Genomic DNA, 25,484 nt, shown 5'->3' with positions numbered 1-25,484 from the left:
GTTCCGAACTCGGTCGCTCGGCTCGTCTGGACTTGCTCGGCCCGCCCGGACTCCGTACTTCGGCCGCCCAGACGAAGCGCCCCGAACGAGCCTCGAAAACTCAGTCCAGCGAGACGTACACCTCGACCGATGTCGGCCCCGTGTAGCGCTCGAGTTCGGCGGTATGCGAGCGGGTGATGGTGCCCGCGCTCTCTGCCTTGCGGACCTGCGCCCATGCGGTGCGCAGCAGGTCGTAGGGCTTATCGGAGACAACGAATTTCGCGTAGCGGCCGGACGGAATGCGGGTCAGCACGTCACCGGCGTCCATATCGTCCATTTCGGCGACCTCGTAGCCCAGGACGGCGACGGCGTGGTCGTTCTGTCCGATATAGGCCGCCACTCGCGGCACATTCTTCTCGCGCGCCAGGTACCGATCCCAGGTGAAATTCACCAGGTCCAGGTCGCGGGCGGTCACCTCGCGCCCGGCCAGCGGGACGGTCAGTCCGGCGACCAGGCTTTCGTCCAATGTGACAATTTCGAAATCCACAGCTGTTCCTACCCGTCGACCGGTTCTTCTGCCAGCGCCACGAACACCTCGGCGGTGCGCGCGTCCGGATAATGCTCCACGTCACCGGTATACGAGCGCACGAAGCGTCCGGCGGCCTCGGCATCCCACACCGCGCGCCAGATGGTCACGATGGTGTCGCCGAGGTTGTCGCCGCTGAGGGTGAACCGCGCGAACCGGCCAGCGGGCACCCGGGCCAGCACGTCACCGGGGAGCAGGTCCGTGAGGGTGTGGCAGCGGTAGCCGACGATATGGGTCAGGTACGAGTTGATCTCCGGAGCGTGGTCGACGTATGCGGTCGTCGGCGGCCCGGGCAGAGTGCGTGCCAGATTGCGTTTCCACGCCTCCTCCACCTTCGCGCGCCGCGGCCCCTCGACCGCGAGCGCCGGGCTGCGAAGCACTGTGCCCGCCACGAGCGTCTCGGGACGGTCAACGACATTGAAATCCACCGGCGTTGCCCCTATGTCTAGTCTGTCTCCATCTGGCGGCGCTCCGGGCCCATCGCGCGCCGCTGTATTCGATCGGCGGCGTTCGCGTTGCCCGATCGCGCACGCTGCCTCGTGCGGGCCCGCCGCTCACGCCGCCGTGTCGTCGCTTGTGCGCATATCCTCTCTCATCGATCTTGCGGCGTCGGCGTCGGCCTGGTTTCGGTCCTCGCCACGCTGCGCTCTCGGGCGGCGCCGATGCCCATCGTCTGCACTATGGGCAACGATGTTGCCACGTCATGCGTTCCCGTGGCCCCGGTAAACGAACATTCATAGCGAATCGGTCAACCTGGGACCGGAATGCTCAATCCGGGGAAGATTTCGACTTCCTTAGGCTGCTGAGGTGCGGGCGGGATCACGAGGACCGGTGCGGTCGAGGTGGTCGACGGCGGGATCAGGACGTCGTAGCTGCCGCTGGAGGGTTTGCTCGGAATCGGCTGGCTGCTGAGCGGTGCGGACACCGCGAATTGCTCGTTCGGCGTGCCGTCCAGTGCGCCGTCCATCACCTGCTTCCAGATATCGGAGGGCAGGCCGGAGCCGTAGATATCCGCGCCCCGCGCGGTGCGGATCGGCTCGGACTGTTCGGTGCCGATCCAGACCGCGGTGGACAGCGACGGCGTGAAGCCGATCATCCACGCATCCTTGTTCTGGTCGGTCGCGCCGAGCTGAGTGGTGCCGGTTTTGGCGGCGGAGGGCCGACCGCCGGACAGGCCGTGCCCATTCGAATACGCGGCGATCGGGATCATCGCCCCGGCGGTGTTGTCGGCGATACCGCGCGGGATGCGCTGCTGACCCGCCGGGAGCTGCTTGCCGACCTGCTGATCGGGTGCGCCCCGATCGAGCAGCACCCGGCCGTCGCCCGCGACCACCCGCTGCACGAAGTACGGCTGGTGGTAGACACCGGAATTCGCGATCGTGGCATAGGCCGAGGCCATATCGATGGGGCGAACCAGGTACTGGCCCAGCACGATTCCATTGAGCGGCCGCCCGCCTTCCTCGGTCAGCGCCTTGCCGGCGACGCCGGGAATCTCCTCCGGAATCCCGGCCTCGTGTGCGGCGTCGGCGATCGCCTTCGGTCCGTCGAACATCGACATGGTCAGCCGGTAGAAGCTGGTGTTCAGTGAGCGCTTCAGCGCCTCGGACATCGAGCACCTACCGCACGATTCGCCCTCCACGTTGGTGATCCTGGTGTCGCGATCGGTCACCGGTGAACTGTCGAGCACGCGGGTGAGCGGAATGTTCTGCTGCAGCGCCGCGATCACCGCGAACACCTTGAACGCGGAGCCGGTTTGCAGCGGTGCCTGCGCGAAATCGAAGCCGATGCCATCTGATCCGCCGTAGTAGGCGCGCACCGCGCCGGAGCGCGGGTCGATCGAAACCACCGCGCCGCGCAATTCGGGCGGCTGCGGGTCGAGCCGATCGTGGATCGCGCCGAGCGCGGCCTGCTGAGCCTTGGCGTCGATGGTGGTGGTTATCCGCAATGCGCCGGTATTCAATTCCCGCTCGCTGATGCCGGAGGCGCGCAATTCCCGCAGCACCTGGGTGCGGATCAGCCCCTCCGGGCCGCGAGCCTCATTGACATCCGGGATCTCGTTCATCGAGACGATCTGCGGGAACACCGTCGCATCGCGGTCACCCGGCGCGAGCACACCCATCTCGACCATGCCGTCGAGCACGTACTTCCAGCGCGCCGTCAGATCGGCCAGATGGGTTTCCGGATCCAGGATCGACGGGGTGCGGATGACTGCGGCGAGCACCGCGCCCTCGGCGAGGGTCAGTTCCGGCGCTGGCTTGTTGAAGTACGCCTTCGCGGCCGCTGAGATGCCGTAGGAGCCGCGGCCGTAGTAAATGGTGTTGAGGTAGGCGGCGAGGATATCGTCCTTGCTCCACTGCCGCGCCATCTTCGCGGCGATGATCAGCTCGCGCATCTTCCTGGTCACGGTGCGTTCGGAGCCGAGGAAGGCATTCTTCACATACTGCTGGGTAATGGTGGAGCCGCCGCCCGCATCCCCCTTGCCGAGAATGTTGTCGCGGGCGGCGCGCAGGAAGGCGGAGGTCGAGTAGCCGGGATTGCTGTAGAAGTTGCGGTCTTCGGCCGAGAGCACCGCATTACGCACCGGCCTCGGAACATCGGACAGCGGTATCGGAACCCGATTGCCATCGGGCGGAACGACCTTCGCGATCACGGTGGTCTCGTCGGCGGCGAGGATGGTGGCGATCTGGTTGGTCTGCACCGAATCGGGATCCGGAATCTCGGCGCTCCAGTAGACGAGCACGAACAGCAGTGACGGCACCGCGACGAAGGTGATGAACAGGGCGAGCAGCAGCCGTCTGAAGCGTTCGGCGCGGGTGCGCCGAGGTCTGTCGGTCGGTGTGGGCGACGGTGCGCGCAGCGACTTCTCGGGTCTGTTCCTGCCCTTTCGCCCTGCCGTGCCGGTGCGGTGCTCGTTGAACCCGGCAACGGATGCGTACGGTGCCGACACCGATTTGCCCCGGCGTCCGCTGCCACGTTGTCGCCGCCTGCCGAACGAGCTCACGATCATCTCCTCCCGGAGCGTCGGTAAAACTCACCTGCACGATACGATCGGAAACCGGGACTTCGGCGGGTACATACCTTTTCACGCCGAGGTGACCCGGGATCCTATCACTCGAGGTTCCGTCACCGGGCGGGTTCGTATCGCGGTTTCGACGTAATCCATTGCCGCTCGGAGCAACCACAATGGAGCGAGTCCTACGAGCGAGGAGTCCGCGGCCCGTCTCGCGTCCGCGTGAAGGCTCGGCCATCGAACTCAGCCGCGCGAGGGGGCGGCCATCGAATCAGCCGAGTCGTCGAAGCACAGCTGCAGGCGCGAGTCTCGACGGCCCGGACGCAAGCCCCATCCGTCGCCCGACCGCCACCCCTCATCGAATCGCCACGCGATCCTGAATATTCGGGCCCGCGAACAACCAGCGTCATATGCGCCGCAAATGAGCCGAGCTAGTGCCGCGTCCAGCTACCTCCTGCCGTATCCAGCCTGGGGCCGGGGTCTGTCGAACGTAGCCCGAATGGTGGTCGCGCAGGCGCGTATTCGACCGCCTTATGGCTACGCTCGGCGAGCAGTCGGAGTGGGGTGGCGCAGCAATCTGTGTGGAGGGGGTACTAGCTCTTTACGCCGCCCGCGGTGAGGCCGGAGATGATGCGGCGCTGGAACAGCAGCACCATGATGACCAGCGGGATCGTCACCATCGTGCCCGCCGCCATGATCGCGGCGTAGGGCTGCACGAGCGGGTTGTTGCCGGAGAAGCGCGCGATCGCGACGGTCACCGGTTCGGTCCGGTCGCTGGAGAGCAGCCGGGCCAGCAGGTATTCGTTGACCGAGGCGATGAAGGCCAGGATCGCGGTGGTGAAGACCGCTGGCGCGGCCAGCGGCAGCATGACCAGTCGGAACGCCTGCAGCTTGGTCGCACCGTCGATGCGCGCGGCTTCTTCGAGTTCCCAAGGCAATTCGGCGAAGAACGAGGCCAGGATGTAGACGGTCATCGGCAGCACGAACGAGATGTTCGGGATGATCATCGCCTGGTATTCACCGATCCAGCCGAGATTGGTGAACAGCTGGAACAGCGGGGTGACCAGCACCACCACCGGGAACATCGACGCGGACAGGATCAGTCCGGAGACCAGGTACTTGCCCTTGAAGGTCAGCCGCGCCAGCGCGTACGCGGCGAGTACGCCGAGTACCAGCGCGGCCGCCGTCGTCACCGCGCCGATGATCACGCTATTGGCCAGCGCCTTGCCGAAGTCGTTGCCGCGACTGGTGTCGAAGGCATTGCGGAAGTTCTCGAGCGTGACGTGGGTGGGCCACGGGGTGTTGTCGAAGGTGTAGTCCGGATCGCGGAATGCCGTGACGGCCATCCAGTAGAACGGGGCAAGGCCCCATACGAGCACGATCAGCGCACCCAGGTACAGCCGCACCGGACCCAGTCGCTTGGTCCAGGGTGTGGGTGCCGCATTCTTTTGGGCCGCAGGCTTTTCGGTGATCACCGTGGTCATCAGTGCGCCTCCCGCTGTTCTTCCTGGGTCCGAACGGCATTGGCGCCCAAGACCTTTACCAGCAGGAACGCCACCGCGAAGATCAGCAGGAAGGTGATCGTCGAGAGGGCGGCCGCACTATTGGGGCCCTGGCGAACCTGTTCGACCACCAGCGCCGAAATCGGGCGGGTGGCCGGATTGCCCAGTGTCATGATCGCGGGCAGATCGTAGAGGCGCAGTCCGTCCATGGTGCGGAACAGCACCGCGACCAACAGCGCGGGCTTGAGCAGCGGCAGGGTGATCTGGGTGAAGCGCTGCCAGGCCGACGCGCCGTCGACCCGCGCCGCCTCGTATACATCGGCCGGAATCACCTGCAGACCGGCCAGCAGCAGCAATGCCATGAACGGCGTGGTCTTCCAGACGTCGGCGGCGATCACCGCGAACCGCGCGGGCCAGGCCTCCGAGGTCCACAGGATGTGGGTGCCGAAGACCCGGTTCACCACGCCGTCGTACTGGAACATGAACTCCCACAACCGGGCGGTGACCGCGGTCGGAATCGCCCACGGCACCAGCACCGCGGCACGCAGCAGGGCGCGGCCCTTGAAGGTCTTGCCCATCACCATGGCCATGCCGAGGCCGAGGGTCGCCTCCAGGGTCACCGTGATCACCGTGAAGAACAGCGTCACACCGATGGCCAGCCAGAACTGCGAGCCGAGGTTGCCGGTCGGGCAGGAGACCGTCTCGCCCGCCGCCTGACACTGCTGCAGCAGCCAGTGCGTGTAGTTCGAGAATCCGGCGCTGCCGCCCTCGACGAACATGCCGGTCGCCGGGTCCAGCCCGGCGTCCTTCTGGAACGACATGTACAGCGCGCGGAAGACCGGATAGCCGACGACCACCGCGAGGGTGATCAGCACGGGCGTGACGAATAGCCACGCCTTACCGGAACGCCGCAGCTCCAACGCCAATGCTCCACCGAATCCGCGCTTGCTCGGCACGGGAGTGGCCGTTCCCGAAGGATCCGACACCGTTTCTACTCTCCTACAAGGTGGTCGGGTCCGCTGCTCTTAAGCCTACGATCCGGCTGTCTCGATGCCCTTTTGCATACCGGTGATCGCGTCGTCGACGGACTTGGTTCCGTTCAACGCAGCATAGGCGTTGTCCTGGATGGCCTTCGACACCGCCGGGTAGAACGGGGTGACCGGACGCGGCACCGCATTGGCGATCGAATCCTTGAGCGCGGGCAGGTATGGCATCTTCGCGATGAGCGCCGGATCGTCGTACATCGATGCGCGCACCGACGGCAGCGCACCGGCCGCGACGATGTGCTGCGCGTCCTCGCTGATCAGGTAGCGCAGGAAGTCCAGCGCGGTGGCCTTGTTCTTGGAGAACGCGCTGATGGCCGCGTTGTAGCCGCCCAGCGTCGAGGCGCCGACGCCGTTCTCACCCGGCAGCGGCGCGACCCCGAACTTGTCCTTGACCGCGGAGGATTCCGAACCGGCGTCACCGAAGGTGGACGGCCAGTTGCGCATGAACAGCAATTTGCCGGTGTTGAAGGCGTTGGCGCTCTCCGGCTCCTTGAAGGTGATGGCTTCCTTCGGGATATCGCCGTTGCGGTACGCGTCGACCAGCACCTTCAGTCCGGCGCGCGCCTGCGGGGTATTGACGGTCGGGGTCTTGCCGTCCGCGCCGACGAAGGTGCCGCCGTAGGCGTTGATGGCCTCGGCGGCGTTCACCGTCAGGCCCTCGTACGGTGCGAGTTGGCCTGCGTAGCAGCCGATGTTGTTCTGCTTGGCGATCGGGCACTGCGCCAGCATCTCGCTCCAGGTCTTGGGCGGATTCGGCACCAGGTCCTTGCGGTAGAACAGCAGGCCGCCGTTGGTGTTTCGCGGCGCGGCGTAGAGCGTGTTGTTGTAGGTGGCGCTGGCGACCGTCGGGGAGAGCAGGGCGGAGGTGTCGATCTTGAAGGTGTCCTTGAGCGGCTGGATCCAGCCCTTCGCGGCGAATTCCGCGGTCCACGGCACGTCGAGGGCGACCACGTCATAGCTGGACTGCTTGGAGCGCATGTGCTCGACCAGGTCGTCGTACTGCTGCGAGGCGTCGTTGGACTGCTCTTTGAACGTCACCTGCTCGTCCGGGTGCGAGGCATTCCAGCGCTCGATCAGCTGCTTGACCGCGCCGGTCTCGGTGGTGTCCTTGCCCTCCACATAGGTGATCGGGCCGCGACCCGTGAGGTTCTGGCTGGACGGATTACCGCCGTTATCGCTGGAGCAGGCACTGGTGAACGTCGCCATGAGCAGCGCCGCAGAGGCGGCGGCCACCGTCGCGCGGGGCACGAGCGACGAACGTAGGGACGACACCTTCTTCAAAGCCATCGCGAACACTCCAAGGTTGAGACGTGAGCAGCAGCACACCTTGCAGGTGCACAAGGCAAGATACATGGTTGTTATATGTGACGCAGCGATTGCGCCCGTAAACGGGCCGGGTCCGACGTCACGGCTCCGCTGTCGCAGCGGCTCGTTAGGCTGGCCGTGATGACTTCGCCGAATGCGGTTCCCGACCGGATGCTGACCCGGATCGGTGGGTTGCTGCGCCAAGCCGAATCGACCGATAACGAACACGAGGCCGAGGCGTTTCTCGCCGCGGCCCAGCGGTTGGCGACCAGATCCTCGATCGATCTCGCGGTGGCCCGCGCGCATATCGCCGGACGTGAGCGCAGGCCGACCCCGGTGCAGCGGATGATCCCGATCGGCGAACCGGGTAAGAAGGGGCTGCGCACCTATGTGCAGCTGTTCGTGGCGATCGCCGCGGCCAATGATGTGCGCTGCGATGTTGCGCGCACCTCGACCCAGGTCTACGCGTACGGCTTCGATTCCGATATCGATGCGTGTGAAGCCCTCTACACGAGCCTGCTCGTGCAGATGGTGCGTGCGTCGGATCAGTACATCAAGTCGGGCCGATACCGTTCGGCCACTGTGGAAAAGATCGTCACGGAGAAGCGCTGGGGCCGCCCGGTGCAGCGCCGGATCCAGGCCCCGGTCGCCCCGGTGACCGCCCGCCTGAACTTCCAGATGGCCTTCGCCGCCCGAATCGGCCGCCGCCTGGCCGAGGTGAAGGCGGAGGTCGAGGCCGAGGTGGTTCCCGCCACCACTGCCGCAGGTACCGCACTTGCCCTGCGCAATAAGGAAATCGAGCTCACCGATTTCTACAAGCGGACCTCGGAAGCCCGGGGCACCTGGCGCGGGCCGCAGGCTTCGGCCGGACATTCGGCGGCGGCTCGGCGGGCTGGTGATCGTGCGGGTCGGGCGGCGCGATTGGGGACGTCGCCGGAACTGGGGGCTGCGCGTGGGGAATTGCCTGGCGGGCGGGGTGAGTGAGTTGGGGCGGTCGAGTGCCGCGCGGTTGGGTAGGTTTTCCGAACTCGGTGGCACGCGTGGGCGATTGCCCAGAGGTGAGTTGGGTGAGCTGGCGGTTTCGTTGAGTATGGGGCGGGCTCGCGGGGGCGGGTTGCTTCCGGACTGGGCGCCGCATGGGCAATTTGCCAGGATTGCGGGTCGAAGTGAGTTGGGTGCGCCGGTGAGGTTTTGTTGTGCGTGGGGCGTGCCGCGCGGGTGGGTGGGTCTGCTGAACTCGGTGGCGCGCGAGTGCCCGGGATGTGGGGCGACATGAGGGCATCGAGCGAGCGCCAGGAGTTTCGTTGCGGGTGGGTTGGCGGGCTCGGACTCGGCGGGCTGGGTGGGGCGAGGTGGTGGCTCGGGCGATACCGGATCAGCCGCGTGGTGAGCGCATGAGCTGGGCACGGTGAGTGCGCGAGATGGCCAGCGCGCCAAGGTGTATGACGCCGAGCAGTTGGTGCGAGGGGTGTTCGATCGGGCGGATGAGCACGGTAATCGCACGGTAGAGATCTACGGTTCGCATCTCACGCTGCCGATCGAGCGTCGCTTCGCGTCGGTTGAGTCGGTGCAGGTCTATACCGATAAAGTGCTGAGTCTCAATTGGGTTCGGGCGCAATGGGAGCGCGCCGCCAGGCCGGTGCGGGTCCGATCCCGTGCCGGAACCGCCGCGGCCCACTATGAGGCTGCGGAAGCGGTGCTGGCGGTGCCCCTCCACACCGGCGCGACCGCATGGGCACTGCGCGAACTGGTGATCCTCCACGAACTTGCGCACCACCTCGAACCAGCGGCCGCATCCGTCGCCACGCACGGCCCCGAATTCTGTAGCCGCTACCTCGAACTCGTCGACGGCATAATCGGTCCCGAAGCAGGTCTGGTCCTCCGCTCGTCCATGCTCAGCTGTGGCGTCCGTCTGAACTGACGCCTGTCATGCCTCGCGTGCGCCGTCTGCGGCGGCGCTCGTCGGATTTCACGGCAGCCGGTCACGCGGCCCAGCGTGAACGGCTGTGGCGTCCGCCTGAGCTGAGGGCCGGACGCGCTTCCCTGGCGTCCCCGCGGCAGCGCCCGTTGGCAGCTGATCGTTGGACGACCCGGTCATACGTCTTGGCGTGTACAGCTGTGGTGCCGGCTCGCGCTATCGCCGGTCACATCAGGACGCCTAGGACGACCCACGCGCGCCAGCGGGCGGGGCAGGCGGGGCCCAGCCGCTGCGGCATGGTTCGGCTGCAGGTGCCGCTGGCCCGTAGACATCATGGCTGCGGATATGCGAGTCAGCGTGCACGACTGGGGCGTCCGCTCGACCTGGCGCCTGTCGCGCCTCACATGGGCCGTCTTCGCGGCAGCGCATGTCAATTGCTGATCGCTGGATTACGCGGTAGCGGACATACAACTCAGTGTGTGGCTGTGGCGTTGGCTTCCGTTGAGACTGGTGGTCGTGGACCGGTGGCGGCTCTGCGGTGGTGCCTAGTGGTAGTCGGTCGTCGGGTGTCGCGGTACCGGTCTGGCGACTCAGTGCTGGGGCTGGAGCGTTGTCTCCGCTGACGTCTGGCGCCGCCGAATTCACCTGCTTCGCTTGTGATTGCGCACTATGTCGGCAATGCCGGGTCGACACGGGCACCGATCGGTGCAGCGAGTGGAGTGGCGGTTCGAATGTGCCAGCCGCTGTTCAGCTAGCGTCGATCACCGGGGCGGGGGAAGTGCGCGGACTCGGGTTAGGCGGTCTTCCCACCAGCGGGTTCGTGCTGGGTCGGGGTGGCGGTAGCGCTCCAGTAGGGCCGGGTCGGGAATCGGGGGAGTTTTTGGGACGGGCATGAAGCCGTTGACCGGGCGGAGGGAGTCGGAAACGAGGTCGCCGTCGAGGAGGGACAAAGTGCCAAGGCCGCAGGCGAATTCGAGGGTGGGCAAGGTGGCGGCGAGGGCGAGTTGGGCGGCCAGGCCGATGCTGGTCTCGAGGGCCGAGGACACCACGCAGGGCAGTCCGGCGGCCTCGGCGACCCGGAGTGCGCGGCGCACCCCGCCCAAAGGCGTGCATTTGAGTACCGCGATATCGGCCGCTCCGGCCACCGCGACGCGCAGCGGATCCTCGGCGCGGCGGATGGATTCGTCGGCGGCGATCCGCACATCGACCCGCCGCCGCACCGCCGCCAGTTCCTCGATGGTGCGGCACGGTTGTTCGACGTACTCCAAACCGCCTGCGGCACGGTCGATCTGCTCGATATGCGCAACGGCGGTCTCGACATCCCAGACCGCATTGGCATCCACGCGAACGGATCCATCCGGCCCCAGCGCATCCCGGACTGCCTCGACCCGTGCCAGATCCTCGTGCAGTGAATCGGCGTGGTCGGCGACCTTCACCTTCGCCGTCCGGCACCCTGATCCGGCCACGATCGCATGCGCCCGTTCCGGATCAACCGCTGGCACCGTGCAATTGATCGGAATCCGTTCGCGCACCGGCTCCGGCCACCCGACCGTCACCTGCTCGACGGCAGTCGCCAGCCACCCCGCCGCCTCCCGATCGTCGTACTCGGGAAACGGACAGAACTCCCCCCACCCCAACGCCCCCCTGATCAACATCCCCTCGCGCACCGTAATGCCACGGAACCTGGTCCGCATCGGAATGGCGTATACGAAGCTATCGGTCATCACCTGCAGCCTAGAGGCCACCGACACCGCCGGTCCGACGGCATCGTCTCGCCAGCGGTGAACCCCACCATCCCGGACAGCCCGAGGCCACCCGCCCTCTTCACCGCCACTCCCAGGGTGCTACCACCGCCCGACCCCGCCCAGCATTGCCACACCGACGACCGGAACCCGATCGCTGCCGCACAAGGCTGGCCACCCCATCCCACCGTGTCCCGCCCGCCGCAACGAAACTCTCCGAGCCGATCCCCGCCAACGCATCACAATCAACGCATCTTTCGTTCAGCGCGCCACCAAGCAACTCCTGCACCACGCCAACACCTTCAGCCCGACTTCCACCAAACCCCGATGTCAGCCGAGAATCCTTGGCCATCCGAACCAACTCCTGGCGGCCAACTCCTCGGCCGAAGCCTGCACCGGCTCTTTCTTCCTCGCCACGGCATCAAGTGTCGTCATCACGGCACCTCCCCGCAGAACATCGCTCAGCGAATCAGGCCGGAACACCCTTAAATCCCCAGTCCCCCGAGAATGCGCTGGTGCAGGGGTGCTCTCGACGTTTACCTGCATGAGCGCATGGTGATCGTTTGTCCAGGGGGTTGGGGCGGGTTGAGAGGGGGTGGGGATGCGTGGGGTGCATCGTGTCAATGGGGTGGAGGAGTGGTCTGTGTGGGACGGCGGGTGTGGGGTGCGGGGGTTTTGGTGCAGGGGAGAGGGTGTGCTCGGGGTGGAGCCGTCATGCTGGGGGTATGGGATCGGGGCATTGGGGGGTGCGGGTGGCGAATGCTGTTCGGGGGGTGGTCGGGTCGGTTATTGCGGTTGGGTTTGCGTGGGTGGTGGCTGCTTTTGTGCCGCTGTATGAATTGCTTGGGCGGGGGGCGGATCCGGCGGGGGGTGTGCGGTATCTGCCGGTGGCGTATTGCGTTGCGTGGGTTGGTATCGCGCTGTCTGTGGTGGTGGTCGGGGTTGTGGTGGTCGGGAAGATTCGGTATCGCCGTCGGATCGCGTGGGCGCCGTTGGTTGCGGTGCCATTGGTTGCCGAGTCGTGGTTGCTCGGGTTTCTGCTTGCGGTGGTGTTGGTTTCGATCTGAGCTCGGGCGGTTGTCCTTGCTGTGAGCCGGGCACCGAATCGTCTTAGCTCGCCTTGAACTTTCCGCCCATCGCGACAGACGCGGGTTACTCGGTTCGTGCTGAGTTCGGGCGGTTGTCTTGCTGTGAGCCGGGCACCGAATCGTCTTAGCTCGCCTTGAACTTTCCGCCCATCGCGACAGACGCGGGTTACTCGGTTCGTGCCGAGTTCGGGCGGTTGTCCTTGTTGTGAGCCGGGCGAGCGAATCGCCAGAGTCCGCCTTGATGTCCCAGCCCACCGCGACACACGCGGGTTACTCGGTTCGTGCCGAGTTCGGCCGGTTGCCAGTGCTGTGAGCCGGGTACCTGCATGCGGGCTACCCGGCTCAGCGGAACGCCGTGGTCAGAGGCGTTCGAGGATGGTGGCGTTCGCCAGACCGCCTGCCTCACACATGGTTTGCAGGCCGTAGCGGGCGCCGCGCTCCTGCATGGCGTGCACCAGCGTGGTCATCAGGCGGGCGCCGGAGGCGCCGAGTGGATGTCCGATGGCGATGGCGCCGCCATTGACGTTCACCCGGGACAGATCCGCCCCGGTGTCGTGGGCCCAGGCCAGCACCACCGGCGAGAATGCCTCGTTGATCTCGACCAGATCGATATCCGAGAGTTGCAACCCGGCGCGCTGCAAGACCTTTCGCGTGGCGGGGATCACCGCGGTCAGCATGAGCAGCGGATCGTCACCGGCCACCGCGAAGCTGTGCAGCCGGGCCAGCGGCTTCAGCCCGAGTTCCTTGGCGCGCTCGCTGGTCATGATCAGCACCGCGGCACTGCCGTCGCTGACCTGGCTCGCGGTCGCCGCGGTGATCTGCCAGCCGATTTCCGGGAAGCGCGCGGCCATGGCCTCGTCGTAATAGGCGGGGCGCAGTTTGCCGAGGGTCTCGAGGGTGCTGCCGACCCGGATGCCCTCGTCGGTTTCCAATCCGGCGATGGGTGCGAGCTGACCGGTGAATGCGCCGTTCTTCGTGGCCAGCGCGGCCTTTTCGTGGCTGCCGAGGGCGAATTCGTCGAGCTGGGCGCGGGTCAGCCCCCAGCGCGCCGCGATCAGTTCGGCGCTGATGCCCTGTGGCACCAAACCCTCCGGGTAGCGCTCGGCAAAGCCTACGCCGGAGATGTCATCGGACCCGATCAGGTTGGCGCCCATCGGAATTCGGCCCATCGACTCGACACCCGCCGCGACCACGATGTCGTAGGCGCCGGCGATCACGCCCTGTGCGGCGAAGTGAATGGCCTGCTGGCTGCTGCCGCACTGGCGGTCGACCGTGGTCGCGGGAACGGATTCCGGATAGCCCGCGGCCAGCGCGGCGCGCCTGGTCATATTGGCGCCCTGCTCGCCGACCTGGGTGACGATGCCGCCGATCACATCGTCGATGAGCGCCGGATCGATGCCGCTGCGGTCGACGACCGCGCGCAGGCTGTGCGCCAGCAGGTCCACCGCGTTGACGTTATGCAGCGCCCCGTTCGGCTTGCCCTTGCCGATCGGCGTGCGTACCGCTTCGACAATCACCGCGTCTCTCATGGTGGTTCCTTTCGAACCGCGAGCCGGACCCCTTTTGCCTGGCTCTATTGGCTTATAGTCAGGTTAACGTCTGGATATAGTCACCTCAAGTCAGATATCGCTATGATGTTCGTCATGGCAGCCGTAATGGAAGGATCGTTGGCCGATCTGAGCGCGTGGAAACCCACGGAATGCTCGATCGCGAAGGCAATGGACATCGTCGGCACCCGCTCGGCGATCCTGATCCTGCGCGAGGCCTACTACGGCACCACGCGCTTCGACGGCTTCGCGGCGCGCGTCGGCATTACCGACGCGGCGGTCTCCGGCCAGCTCCGTAGGCTCACCGAGGCGGGCCTGCTCACCAAACGGCCGTACCAGGAGGAGGGCAAGCGCACCCGACACGAATACGTGCTCACCGATATGGGCCGCGACCTGCTGCCCGCTGTGCTCGCGCTGATGCAGTGGGGCGATACCTACCTGCAGCCGGGACCCGCACCGCTACTGCTGGTCGAGGAGTCGAGCGGCGCGCCGGTCCGGGTTCAGGTCCGCAGTGATGAGGGTCGTGAGATCGACCTGGAAGAACTCGGGATCAAGCTCAACCCCGACTATGCACGCACCCGATCAGCGAAGTGATCGCGCGGATGTCGTCCGGGCGTCGAGCGCGGTCCGTCGGCCCACACCGCCGATCCACGTTGGTGCCGCGCGGCCTACCGCGCTGGTGCTGTACCGCCGACTCGCGTTGGCGCTGCACCGGTGATTCGCTTTTGGTGCCGTTCCTGTGACCGTGTTGGCACCGTAAGCATCGATCCGTGTTGGTGTCGAACCGCTGACCCGCGCTGGTCCCGTACCGCCCGTTGGTGCCGCACACCGCTGATCCGCGTTCGCGCCGCATCGCTTGCCCGTGTTGGTCCGTTCCGCTGACCGAAGCGGCGTGCTGTGTCGGTGCTCAACTGCTGATCGGTGTTTGTGCCGTTCCGCTAGGTGCGTTGGCGCCGCACCGCTGGCTCGTGCTGGTGCCGTCCCACCGACCCGCGCCGGTTCCGTACCGCAGTTCGTGCCATGTACTGCTGATCCGAGTTCGCGCCGTACCGCTGGCCCGTGCTGGGTGTCGTTCCGCTGACTGCGTTTGGGCCGTAGCGTCGATTCGTGTTGGCGCCGTTCCACTGGCCCGCGCTGGTCCCGTACCGCTCGTTGGTGCCGTGTACCGCTGATCCGAGTTCGCGCCGCTGGCTCGCGTTGGTGCTGTACCGCGGACTCGCGGTGGCGTTCCGCTGACTGCATTGGGGCCGTAGCGTCGATTCGTGTTGGCGCCGTTCCGCTGACCCGCGCTGGTCCCGTTCCGCTCGTTGGTGCCGTGTACCGCTGATCCGAGTTCGCGCCGCTGGCTCGCGTTGGTGCTGTACCGCGGACTCGCGGTGGCGTTCCGCTGACTGCGTTTGGGCCGTAGCGTTGATTCGTGTTAGCGCTGCGCTGCTGGCCCGTACTGGTGCTTTACATGTTGATCCATGTTGGGTGCCGTACCGCTGACCGCGCTGGTGCTGTACCGCCGATCCGCGCTGACGCCGTACCGCTGATCAGCAGAAGATCCCCTCAGCCAGTGACAACCGCGTAGTTGATGTCCTCGGTGCCGAGCTTGTTGTAGAGGTGGACCCACAGCAGGACGAGGGGTTCGGTGCTGCGGGCGGTTACTACGCCGCCGAGGTCGATGATCTGCTCGGCGGTCCAGCCGAAGGATTTCAGGAGGTCGGCGACCTCGGATTTGGCGGACTCGTCGTCGCCGCTGAGGAAGACGTTGTGCCGACCCGGGATTCGGGACGGGTCGACCATGAGTTGATTGTTCATGGTGTTGAGGGTCTTCACCACGCGCGCGTTCGGAAAAGCCTGTTGGATCTGCTCGGCGACGCTACCTGCCTCGGGGGTGGCCAGCTTCGGTGGGAATCCGGCGGAGAAATCCAGTGCGTTCGAAACGTCCACAATGATTTTCCCGCTCAGATTCGCCGCACCGGCGGCGGTGAGCGCGGCCAGTGAGACGGTGCCGGACGTCGCATTGATCACCAGTTCGGCATCGGCGGCGGCATCGGCGAAAGTGCCATGGGCGCTACCGGTTTCGCGCGCCCACTCGGTCGCTGCCGGATTGTCGGCGGTGCGCGAGCCGAGCGTCACCGCATGCCCGAGTTCGACCAACTTGCTCGCCAGCCTGCGTCCGACCTGCCCGGTCCCCAGCACCGCTACCTTCAACGTCCGCTCCTCGCGCCGATCCCCGTTCGAGCGTCGAGTTTAGGAACACGGGGCGGTCTTTGCGTGGCCTTCCGCCGTGGGCGAACGCCGCCGGCGTTGTCTCGGGGAGCGCGCCGATGCATGCCGAGCGCTGTACGAGGACTCGCATCCAGCCGCCGCTCCGCCCGACTTGTGCGCCGCGACCGGTACCGGCCTGTTCGAGCGTTTGGTGCAAGACGGCGTGCCCAAAAGGCGATCTACTCATCGGGTTCAGGTGCGGCTTGCCAGTACCGCACCGCCGAAGACCGTCGGATCGACTCCGATACGTATGGCTTCTTGAAGGTGCGGCTGCTGCGACACCGCTAGCGGTCCCGGCGGGCGTCCAATGATCGGAATCTGTTCTGCGCGCGCACTTTTCGCCGTTTATGAATCGGCGAAAAGTGCACGCGCAGCGCAGTTCAGGCCAGGCGGCGGCCGTCGACAGCGGAGAAGAAGTACGTGTGCTCGGACGTGGCCGTCAACTGCACCCGAGTGCCCTTCGCCGGTGGGTTACGCCAATCCGCCCGCGCCACAATGGTTTCGCCAGCGCCGTTCGTCGCACCCTCGGCGATGGTGCGGCCGTAGATGTACGCGTCGGAGCCCAGCTCCTCCACCACATCGACTTCCATCTGAATGCCCGACTTGTCCAGCGCCGCTCCGAACTCCAGGTGCTCGGGCCGGACACCGACCACCACCGAACCCTCGGCCGCATCCGCGACCGACCGCGGTACCGGCAGCGCGGCCCCGCCGAGTTCCACCGCGCCGTCGGCGACCGGCAGCGTGAACAGATTCATCGCGGGCGACCCCATGAATCCGGCAACGAATACATTCGCCGGATTCCGGTACAGATCGCGCGGTGTCGCGCACTGCTGCAGCAGCCCGTCCTTGAGCACTGCGACCCGATCGCCCATGGTCATCGCCTCGACCTGGTCGTGCGTGACATACACGGTGGTGGTGCCGAGGCGACGCTGCAGCTGGGCGATCTGCGTGCGGGTCTGCACCCGCAGCTTGGCGTCCAGATTCGACAGCGGCTCGTCCATGAGGAATACCTGCGGCTGGCGCACGATCGCCCGGCCCATCGCGACGCGCTGGCGCTGACCGCCGGACAGCGCCTTCGGCTTGCGGTCCAGATACGGCTCGAGGTCGAGCAGTTTGGCCGCGTCCAGCACCCGCCGCTCCTTCTCCGCCTTGGCGACCTTGGCGAGTTTGAGCGCGAAGCCCATATTCTCCGCGACGGTCATATGCGGATAGAGCGCGTAGTTCTGGAACACCATCGCGATATCGCGTTCCTTGGGTTCGGCATGTGTGACGTCGTTCTCGCCGATCAGAATGCGCCCGTCATCGACGTCCTCGAGTCCGGCGAGCATGCGCAGCGAGGTCGACTTACCGCAGCCGGACGGACCGACCAGAACGAGGAATTCCCCGTCGGCGATCTCCAGATTCAGCTTGTCGACGGCGGGTTTGGACGAGCCCGGGTACAGCCGGGTCGCGCTATCGAAGGTCACGGTGGCCATGACAGATCACATCCCATCACCGGCGGGAACGTGCCGGACGATCCGAGTAAGGGTTGACCGGCGATACTACTGGATGTGCTCGCTTCGCACACGATGTGCTCGAGTTCGCGCAGGAATCGGGTCGGATCCCGCATCGACGGTGAAATGGTAAGCGCTCGAAGATCGGCGACTTCTTATCGGTCGCTCGTCGGGGTCAGCCGGTAGCCTCGATCGGGGAACCAGTTCGAGCGACGAGGAGCAGTCTCATGACCCGACCGGTTCGAATCGGAGTACAGCTACAGCCTCAGCACGCGCCCGACTACGGACTGCTGCGCGACGCCGTACTGCGGGCGGAGGACGCGGGTGTCGATATCGCCTTCAACTGGGATCACTTCTACCCGCTGACCGGCGATCCCGACGGCGCGCATTTCGAATGCTGGACCATGCTCGGCGCCTGGGCCGAGCAGACCGAACGGATCGAAATCGGCGCACTGGTCACCGGCGGCGGCTATCGCAATCCCGATCTGCTCGCCGATATGGCGCGCACGGTGGACCACATCAGCGACGGCCGACTCATTCTCGGCATCGGCGCGGGATGGTTCCAGAAGGACTACGACCAGTACGGCTATGAATTCGGTACCGCGGGAACCCGGCTGGCGCTGCTGAAGGAGAATATGGCCCGGCTCAGCGCCCGGCTGAAGAAGCTGAACCCGCGGCCGACCCGTGATATCCCGATCCTGATCGGCGGCGGTGGCGAGCGCAAGACGCTGCGGCTGGTCGCGGAGTACGCCGATATCTGGCACACCTTCGCCGATCTCGATGCGATCACGCACAAGAACAAGGTGCTCGCCGACCATTGCGCGGCCGTCGGCACCGATCAGGCGAAGATCGAGCGTTCGGTGCAGTGGCCCGGTGCGGAGCAGGCCGCGACCTTCGTCCAGGCCGGGGTGACCCTGTTCACCGTCGGGGTCAGCGGGCCGAAGTTCGAGCTCGGCGAGGTCGAGCGGGCGATCCGGTGGCGTGATGAGTTCAATCCGGAGCCGGTCAGCGGTTTGGCGTAGGCGGCGCGGAACGGCCGGTCGATGGCCGGATTCGAATCACCGTGATCCGAATCCGGGGATCGGGCGATGGTGCCCTGTCCGCGCACGCCCGGCGGCCGTGAGCTGGGACGGTGTGCTGCGACCGACTGCGAGCGCTCCGGGGTAGCTGCCGATTAGCGCCGATCGGACGCTAGGGTTACGCGTCATGGCTGGTCTGCCCGCTGTGCGGTCTCGTGCGCTGATCGCCGTGATATTGCTTGCCGTCGGCCTAGCCGCCACGGCCTGCGGTTCCGGCGACCATTCAACCGATCGAAATCAATGCACACCACCCGGGCTGAGTGCGGCATCGGCCGCACCGACGAATCTGGGCTCGGCCGCCTCGGCGGGTGCGGACAAATACACCACCGCGAGCACCCTGCCGCTGTCGGCGATCGATGCCAGCAAACTGCGGCTGATCACGCCGGGCAAACTCACCGTCGGCACGCTTTCGGACGCACCGCCGAGCATCTGCTTGAATTCGGCGGGCTCGTTCACCGGCTTCGACAATGAGCTTTTGCGCGCGATCGGTGCGAAACTCGGCCTCCAGGTGGAGTTTTCGGGCACCGAATTCGCGCCGCTGCTCTCGCAGGTCTCCGGCGGTCGCTTCGATATCGGCTCGTCGAATATCACCACCACTGCCGAGCGCCGTGAGCGCGTCGGCTTCACCAATGGCTACGACTTCGGCTATTTCTCCCTGGTCGTCCCGAACGGCAGTGCCATCAAGGGCTTTTCGGATCTGGGGCGCGGCACCAGAATCGCGGTCGTGCAGGGCACCGTGCAGGACGATTACGTGGTCAACCAGCTGCATCTGGATCCGGTGAAATTTCCGGACTACGCCACCGCGTACGCGAATCTGAAGACCGGTCAGGTCGACGCCTGGGTCGCGCCATCGGCGCAGGCCGAGGGCCAGGTGAAGCCGGGCGATGGCACCTCGATCATCCAGAACACCTTCAGTCTGGACAATTTCGTCGGCTATGCGGTCGCCAAGAACAACCAGCCGCTGATCGACGCGCTCAATAGCGGTCTGGACGCCGTGATCGTCGATGGCACCTACGCCAAGCTCTACACCGAATGGGTGCCGCGGCAGCTGCCGCCCGGATGGAAGCCCGGTTCGAAAGCCGCACCCGCGCCGCAACTTCCGGACTTCGCCGCCATTGCGGCCGAGAAGAAGCCGACCGACGCTGGGGCGAACGCGCCGAAATCCACACTGACGCAGTTGAAGGAGACCTTCTTCGACTGGTCGCTGTACCGCAAGGCATTTCCTGACCTGTTCAAGACCGGTCTGCCGAATACGCTTATCCTGGCCGTGGTTTCGGGTGTTCTCGGTACCGTTCTCGGCATGCTGCTCGCGGTGGCGGGCATTTCCCGGACCCGCTGGCTGCGCTGGCCCGCCCGCGTCTACACCGATATTTTCCGCGGCCTGCCCGCCGTGGTGATCATCCTGATCATCGGCCTCGGCATCGGCCCGGTGGTGCGAAATATCACCGGCAACAACCCGTATTGGCTCGGCGCTATCGCACTCGCCCTGCTGGCCTCGGCGTATATCGGTGAAATCTTCCGTTCCGGAATCCAATCCGTGGAGCCGGGGCAGCTGGAGGCCGCGCGGGCCATCGGCTTCGGCTACCGCCAGGCAATGACATTGGTGGTGATCCCGCAGGGTGTGCGCCGGGTGCTGCCGGCGCTGATGAACCAATTCATCGCGCTGATCAAGGATTCGTCGCTGATCTACTTCCTCGGCCTGCTCGCCACCCAGCGCGAACTGTTCGCGGTCGGCCGAGATCTCAACGCGCAGACCGGAAATCTCTCGCCGCTGGTCGCCGCGGGCCTGGTCTACCTGCTGTTGACCATTCCGCTCACGCACCTGGTCAACTACATCGACCGTCGCATGCGCACCGGCCGACCCGACCAACCCATCGACCAGGTCGAGGCGGCCACGATTACGGAAGGGCGCGGATAAATATGAGTGCCTCCCTCACCGGGACCAGCCTGCATCTGACGCTCGGCCACAACCATGTGCTGCGCGGCGTCGATATCCACGTCGACGCGGGGAAGACCACCACCGTCATCGGGCCGTCCGGCTCCGGCAAGTCGACGCTGCTGCGCGTGCTGAACCGCCTGCACGAACCCGATCAGGGCGATGTGCTGCTGGACGGCAGATCGGTGCTCACCGAGGACCCGGACGAGCTGCGCCAGCGCATCGGCATGGTGTTCCAGCACTTCAATCTGTTCCCGCACAAGACGGTCGCCGAAAATGTGGCGCTCGGGCCGCGCAAGTTGCGTGGGCTGTCCAAGGATGCGGCACGTGCGCTGGCCGTCGAACAACTGGAGGTGGTCGGCCTGGCCGCGAAGGCCGATACGCGTCCGGCGAATCTGTCCGGCGGTCAGCAGCAGCGCGTCGCGATCGCCCGCGCGCTGGCCATGCAGCCGGAGATCATGTTCTTCGACGAGGCCACCTCCGCGCTGGATCCGGAACTGGTGAAGGGCATCCTCGCGCTGATGGCCGATCTGGCAACCGAGGGCATGTCGATGATCGTGGTGACCCACGAAATGGGTTTCGCGCGCAGCGTCTCCGACAGTGTGCTGTTCATGGACGCAGGTCAGGTCGTCGAAACCGGCACACCCGACGCGCTGTTCGACGATCCGCAGACCCCACGCCTGCAGCGCTTTCTCTCGCAGGTTCTGTGACCTACAGCACACTCCTAGTAAACTCGATAGATGCGCACCTGCTAATGTGTCGACGCTCTCGGCGCTATACGTCCAGCGATGGAAACGAGGAGGTCTGATGGCCACAGCGCATATCGAGCACACCGAACACCAGCATGTCCACGGCCCCGATTGCGGCCATACCAAAGTGGTCCACGGTGACCACGTCGAATACGCCCACGACGGCCACCTGCACCGCGAACACGCCGGCCACTACGACGAATGCGAACCGACCGCACACGTCGAACACCCGGGTCACGACCACGTCCACGGTCCCAACTGCGGCCACGAAGCCGTCCAACACGGTGACCACGTCGACTATCTGCACGACGGTCACCGCCACGCCGCCCACAACGGCCACTACGACGACCACTGAGTTCGATCGCTGCACACCGGGGACCGGTGGCGCTCGCACGGCACGATTGTGCTGTGCGAGCGAGCGTGGGGGCGGATCGACACCAGTGGCGCCAGCTGCCGGAGCAGGTCGAGGGCGCGATCGAGGAGCGCCTCGGTACGTGGTCCGATACCGCCCGGCGCAGGTCACCCGAAACCGGCTCGCCAGCAGACACGGGCTCGCGTAGACATGGCGGATGGGTGATTCAGGGGTCCGAGTGCGGCTGCTGACCGCCGACGACTGGTCTGTATTCCGAAGTATTCGACTGCGTGCCTTGGCCGACGCGCCGCAGGCATTCGGGTCGACACTCGAGCACGCGCGGGCCAGGACCGATCAGGATTGGCGGGAGCTGCTGGCCCATCGAGCGCAGTTCGTGGCCAGTGTCGACGGCAGCGACGTCGGGACGGCTGCGGGGCTGGATGATCCCGAACGGTCGGGGGCGCACCTGATTTCGATGTGGGTTGCTGGAAAGGCTCGGGGCACAGGGGTTTCGGATCGCCTCGTGCGAGCCGTGGTCGACTGGGCGGTCGATACGGGGCATCGCAAGGTGTGGTTGGAGGTTGCGGCGGGCAACACGGTGGCCGAGCGGTTGTATCTGCGACACGGGTTCGTGCACACGGGAGTACAGGGGATGATCGGGCCCGCAGATCCACGGCCGGAATTCGAGATGCTGTTGGAGCTGTGATGACGACCCGCCTGAAAACCGGTGCCGCACTGCTGATCCTGTCGATCTCGTACTACCTCATCGAGCTGATCGCGGCCGCACGCTGGCCCGCGCCGCATGACTACAGCTGGTCACGCAATATGATCAGCGATCTCGGTGTCCCCGAATGCCTCGGTGAAATGCACCGATACGGCACCCCGCGGGACAGGTTCATCTGCTCGCCATGGCACGCACTGATGTCCGCAGAATTCGTGCTTCTCGGCGTCCTCGTGCTCGCCGCCGCGGTGCTGCTGTCGCCGATGCTTCCGAAAAGGCCACTGGCCAGGTCGATTCCGTATTTCGCCATGATCAACTGCCTCGGCAATGTGTTGGTCGGCGTCTTCCCTGGCAGTGCGCGCGAGGTGCCCGATGGCAATCACCTTCGCGCCGTGCTGCATCCCACCGGCGCATACCTGGAACTGTTCTCCGGCATCGCGATCATGGCGATTATCGCCTGGCTGTACCGGCCGCACCGCGGTTACACCGCATTGACTCTCGCCCTGCTGGCCGTGAGCATTTTCGGCATGGTCGCCGCGCTGACCAGCGAGAACTTCGCGCCCGGTGCGGCCGAACGCCTGGCCATCGACCCCTTCGTCTGGTGGCGAATCGGCACCGGTGTCGTGCTGCTCGCGATGGCTCGACGTGGCACCGCGCCGACCACATACGTATAGGTCGGCGAAAAGTACTTATAGATGACTGATTCGGCGCACCCTGCTCTGCCCATAACGTAGTTCCTGTCAGCAGGAACGACAGAGAAACCGCAGATCAGAAGCCTAGGAGGCCATCATGAACGAGCTCGTCGCACAGTACCTGGAAGTCTGGAACACCACCGACGCCGCCGCCCGCAAGGCCGGAATCGAAGCCGTGTTCACCGCCGACGCCAGCTACACCGACCCGCTGGCCGCGGTCGCCGGACACGACCAGCTCGACGCGGCCATCGCCGGGGTTCAGGCCCAGTTCCCGGGTTGGGTGTTCACCCTCGCCGGACCGGTCGACGCCCACCACGACCAGGTGCGATTCACCTGGGAACTCGGTCCCGCGGACGCACCTGCCGTCGTGATCGGCTTCGATGTCGCGGTCGTCAAGGACGGGCGCATCGCCAACGTCTACGGCTTCCTCGACAAGGTTCCCGCCGCCGCCTGACCTGCTCCCCGCCGCTGCCATCGGGTCTACCGATGGCCGCGGCCCCCGATCATCCGAAACTGTTACCGCAGAAGGAAATACAGCCATGACCACCACCGCCCCCGCCTACATGTCCACCCTGCTCGCCCCCGGCCAGAACCTGCTGCGCGCCGCACTGCGGCTGGATGCCGTCATCACCGGCGTCAACGGCCTTGCCTACCTGGCGCTTTCGGGCCCGCTGGAATCGCTGCTCGGCCTCGACCGCGAGATCGGTATCCCGATCGGCATCTTCTTGACCCTCTATGGCATCGGCGTCGCCCTGGTCGGCATGGCCAAGAGCATCAATACCAAGGCCGCAGCTGTCGTCGCCGCTGCCAATGCCGCCTGGGTCGTGGTCAGTCTCGCCGCGCTCGTCGAAGGCGTCCTCGAACTGAACCTGGTCGGCTCGATCTGGACCGTCATGCAGGCGGCCACCGTCGGCGGCTTCGCGGCCCTGCAGTACCTCGGCATCCGCAAGGCCCGCTGAATCTTGGAACCAACCGACCAACTCCGCGAAACGCGGCATCAGCACCAGCTGATGCCGCGTTCGGCGTTTGTGGTCGGTACCGCCCTCTAGAGTCGAGCCCGTGCTCGAGGCAACCACGATTCCCACCGAGTTCGGCACCTTCGACGCGTTGACCAGCGGCGCACCCGGTGGCCGCGAAGTCATGCTGCTGCACGGCTTTCCGGAGGCCGCCATCGCATGGGAATTCCAGCTCACCGCGCTCGGCGGCGGGGGCTGCCATGTCGTGGCACCCGATCAGCGCGGTTATTCGCCCGGCGTGCGCCCCGATAAGGTCGCCGACTATCGCGTGGCGGAGCTGATCGGCGATGTCATCGCCATTGCTGACCAATTGGGTTGGCAGCGTTTCGATCTCGTCGGCCACGACTTGGGCGCGCACGTCGCGTGGGCGGTTGCGGCCGAATTCCCGGCACGGATCCGCACCCTGACCGCCGTATCGCAGCCACACCCCGCCGCCTTCCTACCGGCCATGGCCGAGGACGAGGACCAGGCCCAGCGCGCCAAGCACTTCTCCTACTTCCGCCAGCCCCGCACCCCCGAACGCGCCCTACTCGCCGATGACGCCGCCGCCCTGCGCAAGATCTTCGACTGGAAGATCCCGCAGGAGCGCATCGACGACTACATCCACCGCCTCACCCGCCCCGACGCCCTCACCGCGGCTCTGAACTGGTACCGAGCCCTCCCGCTCGCCGGTCCGACCGCCCCGATAGCCGTCCCGACCCTCTACGTCTGGAGCACCGAGGACACCGCCATCGGCTCCACCGCCGCCCTCAGCACCGCCAACCACGTCACCGCCCCCTACCGCTTCGAAATGCTCGAAGACATCTCCCACTGGATCCCCGAAGAAGCCCCCGAATCCCTCACCCGGCTACTCATGCAACACCTGCTCACCCACCGCTCCTAGGTCCGATTACCGCTACCCATCCAGGCCGTCAATCGCGCCGAATGTGTAACATGTTGGACATGAGTACACACAGCCTGCGAGACCTTCGGATGCAACTCGGGGCGATTGTGCGTGGTGTTGCCGCAACCGGTGAAGAGGCGGTCATTACCGATAGTGGCAGTGAAGTCGCGGTCATCATCTCGATGGCCGACTATGAGCGGCTGCACGAACACGCCGATCTCGTGGACGCACTGCGACTGCGTCAGCTGCGTGGTGAGTCGTACGAGGCGATGACGATGTCGGAGATGCTCGATGCCCTGGGTGTGGACCCGGCAACGGTGTTGGCCTCGTGAGAGTCGAATTCCATCCGGATGTTCTGAAACAACTGCAGAAGCTTCCTCGCGAGGTATTCGAGGTCGCGTTGCATGCCATTATCGGGCTGAGCAAGGAGCCGCGACCCACCGGCGCGAAAAAACTTGTTGGAAACCAGGACTGGCGCATTCGGATCGGTCAGTACCGCATCGTTTACGGGGTCGACGATATCGAGCAGATGGTGACCGTCTTCATCGTCGCGAAGCGCTCGGACGCCTACCGATAGGCGCTGG

At 65.8% G+C, this 25,484-nt stretch carries 26 protein-coding genes; 16 read left to right on the top strand and 10 right to left on the bottom strand.

The genetic code is table 11. The annotated features are described in order from the left end of the window. Nucleotides 1–100: 100 nt before the first annotated feature. The 6 genes from ACWEO2_RS25995 to ACWEO2_RS25970 all read right to left on the bottom strand — a co-directional run bounded on the left by ACWEO2_RS25995 (nt 101) and on the right by ACWEO2_RS25970 (nt 7,410). Nucleotides 101–526: a GyrI-like domain-containing protein gene (locus tag ACWEO2_RS25995; protein ID WP_354959338.1), complete on the bottom strand. Its 426-nt coding sequence runs from the start codon at nt 524–526 to the stop codon at nt 101–103. 8 nt (nt 527–534) lie between these two features. Beyond that, a complete protein-coding gene (locus ACWEO2_RS25990; protein ID WP_354959339.1) occupies nt 535–993 on the bottom strand; it encodes a GyrI-like domain-containing protein in 459 nt (152 codons plus the stop codon). A 320-nt stretch (nt 994–1,313) separates the two neighbouring features. Further along, the gene (locus tag ACWEO2_RS25985; RefSeq protein ID WP_452407690.1) at nt 1,314–3,572 is read right to left on the bottom strand and encodes a transglycosylase domain-containing protein; all 2,259 of its coding nucleotides are present in this window, start codon (nt 3,570–3,572) and stop codon (nt 1,314–1,316) included. 596 nt (nt 3,573–4,168) lie between these two features. Next, nucleotides 4,169–5,059, bottom strand: a complete 891-nt coding sequence (locus ACWEO2_RS25980) for a carbohydrate ABC transporter permease (protein WP_452407689.1) — start codon at nt 5,057–5,059, stop codon at nt 4,169–4,171. Then, nucleotides 5,059–6,063 (bottom strand): carbohydrate ABC transporter permease, encoded by a 1,005-nt coding sequence (locus tag ACWEO2_RS25975; RefSeq protein WP_452407688.1) that lies wholly within the window; start codon nt 6,061–6,063, stop codon nt 5,059–5,061. Before ACWEO2_RS25975 ends, ACWEO2_RS25980 begins: the two co-directional genes overlap by 1 nt. Nucleotides 6,064–6,108: 45 nt before the next feature. Continuing rightward, nucleotides 6,109–7,410: an ABC transporter substrate-binding protein gene (locus ACWEO2_RS25970; protein WP_355183282.1), complete on the bottom strand. Its 1,302-nt coding sequence runs from the start codon at nt 7,408–7,410 to the stop codon at nt 6,109–6,111. Between the two features lie 159 nt (nt 7,411–7,569). Between ACWEO2_RS25970 and ACWEO2_RS25965 the strand changes: the two genes are divergently transcribed. Together ACWEO2_RS25965 and ACWEO2_RS25960 are read left to right on the top strand one after the other, a co-directional pair. Continuing rightward, entirely contained in the window at nt 7,570–8,412 is an 843-nt protein-coding gene (locus ACWEO2_RS25965; protein ID WP_452407687.1) for a DUF2786 domain-containing protein, read from the top strand. 424 nt (nt 8,413–8,836) lie between these two features. Next, nucleotides 8,837–9,349 carry a TIGR04338 family metallohydrolase gene (locus ACWEO2_RS25960; protein WP_452407686.1) on the top strand — a complete coding sequence of 171 codons (513 nt, stop codon included), beginning with the start codon at nt 8,837–8,839 and terminating at the stop codon, nt 9,347–9,349. 758 nt (nt 9,350–10,107) lie between these two features. Here the strand turns inward: ACWEO2_RS25960 and ACWEO2_RS25955 are convergent. Next, complete coding sequence (locus tag ACWEO2_RS25955; protein ID WP_452407685.1) at nt 10,108–11,070, bottom strand: o-succinylbenzoate synthase; 963 nt, start codon at nt 11,068–11,070, stop codon at nt 10,108–10,110. Between the two features lie 827 nt (nt 11,071–11,897). Between ACWEO2_RS25955 and ACWEO2_RS25950 the strand changes: the two genes are divergently transcribed. Next, nucleotides 11,898–12,155, top strand: coding sequence for a hypothetical protein (locus tag ACWEO2_RS25950; protein ID WP_452407684.1), 258 nt, complete (start codon nt 11,898–11,900; stop codon nt 12,153–12,155). Between the two features lie 380 nt (nt 12,156–12,535). Here the strand turns inward: ACWEO2_RS25950 and ACWEO2_RS25945 are convergent, their stop codons facing one another. Further along, on the bottom strand, nt 12,536–13,705 hold the full coding sequence (locus ACWEO2_RS25945; RefSeq protein ID WP_452407683.1) for a thiolase family protein: 1,170 nt from the start codon (nt 13,703–13,705) through the stop codon (nt 12,536–12,538). Between the two features lie 102 nt (nt 13,706–13,807). On the opposite strand from ACWEO2_RS25945, the gene ACWEO2_RS25940 reads away from it, so the two are divergent. Together ACWEO2_RS25940 and ACWEO2_RS25935 are read left to right on the top strand one after the other, a co-directional pair. Next, a complete protein-coding gene (locus ACWEO2_RS25940; protein WP_452407682.1) occupies nt 13,808–14,317 on the top strand; it encodes a winged helix-turn-helix transcriptional regulator in 510 nt (169 codons plus the stop codon). A gap of 513 nt (nt 14,318–14,830) precedes the next feature. Beyond that, complete coding sequence (locus tag ACWEO2_RS25935) at nt 14,831–14,959, top strand: hypothetical protein (protein WP_452407681.1); 129 nt, start codon at nt 14,831–14,833, stop codon at nt 14,957–14,959. Nucleotides 14,960–15,274: 315 nt separating this feature from the next. Here the strand turns inward: ACWEO2_RS25935 and ACWEO2_RS25930 are convergent, their stop codons facing one another. Together ACWEO2_RS25930 and ACWEO2_RS25925 are read right to left on the bottom strand one after the other, a co-directional pair. Beyond that, nucleotides 15,275–15,922, bottom strand: a complete 648-nt coding sequence (locus ACWEO2_RS25930; RefSeq protein ID WP_452407680.1) for an NADPH-dependent F420 reductase — start codon at nt 15,920–15,922, stop codon at nt 15,275–15,277. 437 nt (nt 15,923–16,359) lie between these two features. Then, nucleotides 16,360–17,454, bottom strand: coding sequence for an ABC transporter ATP-binding protein (locus ACWEO2_RS25925; RefSeq protein WP_452407679.1), 1,095 nt, complete (start codon nt 17,452–17,454; stop codon nt 16,360–16,362). 245 nt (nt 17,455–17,699) lie between these two features. Here ACWEO2_RS25925 and ACWEO2_RS25920 point away from each other — a divergent pair, with 245 nt between their 5' ends. The 11 genes from ACWEO2_RS25920 (at nt 17,700) to ACWEO2_RS25870 (ending at nt 25,477) form a co-directional block, all read left to right on the top strand. Then, complete coding sequence (locus ACWEO2_RS25920; protein ID WP_452407678.1) at nt 17,700–18,494, top strand: LLM class F420-dependent oxidoreductase; 795 nt, start codon at nt 17,700–17,702, stop codon at nt 18,492–18,494. A 184-nt stretch (nt 18,495–18,678) separates the two neighbouring features. Next, on the top strand, nt 18,679–20,469 hold the full coding sequence (locus ACWEO2_RS25915; RefSeq protein ID WP_452407677.1) for an ABC transporter substrate-binding protein/permease: 1,791 nt from the start codon (nt 18,679–18,681) through the stop codon (nt 20,467–20,469). 2 nt (nt 20,470–20,471) lie between these two features. Further along, a complete protein-coding gene (locus ACWEO2_RS25910) occupies nt 20,472–21,197 on the top strand; it encodes an amino acid ABC transporter ATP-binding protein (RefSeq protein WP_452407676.1) in 726 nt (241 codons plus the stop codon). A gap of 97 nt (nt 21,198–21,294) precedes the next feature. After that, entirely contained in the window at nt 21,295–21,591 is a 297-nt protein-coding gene (locus ACWEO2_RS25905; RefSeq protein WP_452407675.1) for a hypothetical protein, read from the top strand. 214 nt (nt 21,592–21,805) lie between these two features. Next, a complete protein-coding gene (locus ACWEO2_RS25900) occupies nt 21,806–22,294 on the top strand; it encodes an N-acetyltransferase family protein (protein WP_452407674.1) in 489 nt (162 codons plus the stop codon). Beyond that, a complete protein-coding gene (locus ACWEO2_RS25895; RefSeq protein ID WP_452407673.1) occupies nt 22,294–22,983 on the top strand; it encodes a DUF998 domain-containing protein in 690 nt (229 codons plus the stop codon). The genes ACWEO2_RS25900 and ACWEO2_RS25895 overlap by 1 nt, the downstream gene beginning before the upstream one ends. Nucleotides 22,984–23,098: 115 nt before the next feature. Beyond that, a complete protein-coding gene (locus tag ACWEO2_RS25890; protein WP_452407672.1) occupies nt 23,099–23,455 on the top strand; it encodes a nuclear transport factor 2 family protein in 357 nt (118 codons plus the stop codon). Nucleotides 23,456–23,540: 85 nt separating this feature from the next. Then, nucleotides 23,541–23,960, top strand: a complete 420-nt coding sequence (locus tag ACWEO2_RS25885) for a hypothetical protein (RefSeq protein WP_452407671.1) — start codon at nt 23,541–23,543, stop codon at nt 23,958–23,960. Nucleotides 23,961–24,060: 100 nt separating this feature from the next. Beyond that, on the top strand, nt 24,061–24,900 hold the full coding sequence (locus ACWEO2_RS25880) for an alpha/beta fold hydrolase (protein WP_452407670.1): 840 nt from the start codon (nt 24,061–24,063) through the stop codon (nt 24,898–24,900). 59 nt (nt 24,901–24,959) lie between these two features. Then, on the top strand, nt 24,960–25,232 hold the full coding sequence (locus ACWEO2_RS25875; RefSeq protein WP_452407669.1) for a type II toxin-antitoxin system Phd/YefM family antitoxin: 273 nt from the start codon (nt 24,960–24,962) through the stop codon (nt 25,230–25,232). Continuing rightward, nucleotides 25,229–25,477: a type II toxin-antitoxin system RelE family toxin gene (locus ACWEO2_RS25870; RefSeq protein WP_452407668.1), complete on the top strand. Its 249-nt coding sequence runs from the start codon at nt 25,229–25,231 to the stop codon at nt 25,475–25,477. Before ACWEO2_RS25875 ends, ACWEO2_RS25870 begins: the two co-directional genes overlap by 4 nt. Nucleotides 25,478–25,484 lie beyond the last annotated feature (7 nt).

It is taken from the genome of Nocardia sp. NPDC004278, assembly GCF_053602975.1.
This window is presented reverse-complemented; position numbering and strand designations above follow the sequence as displayed.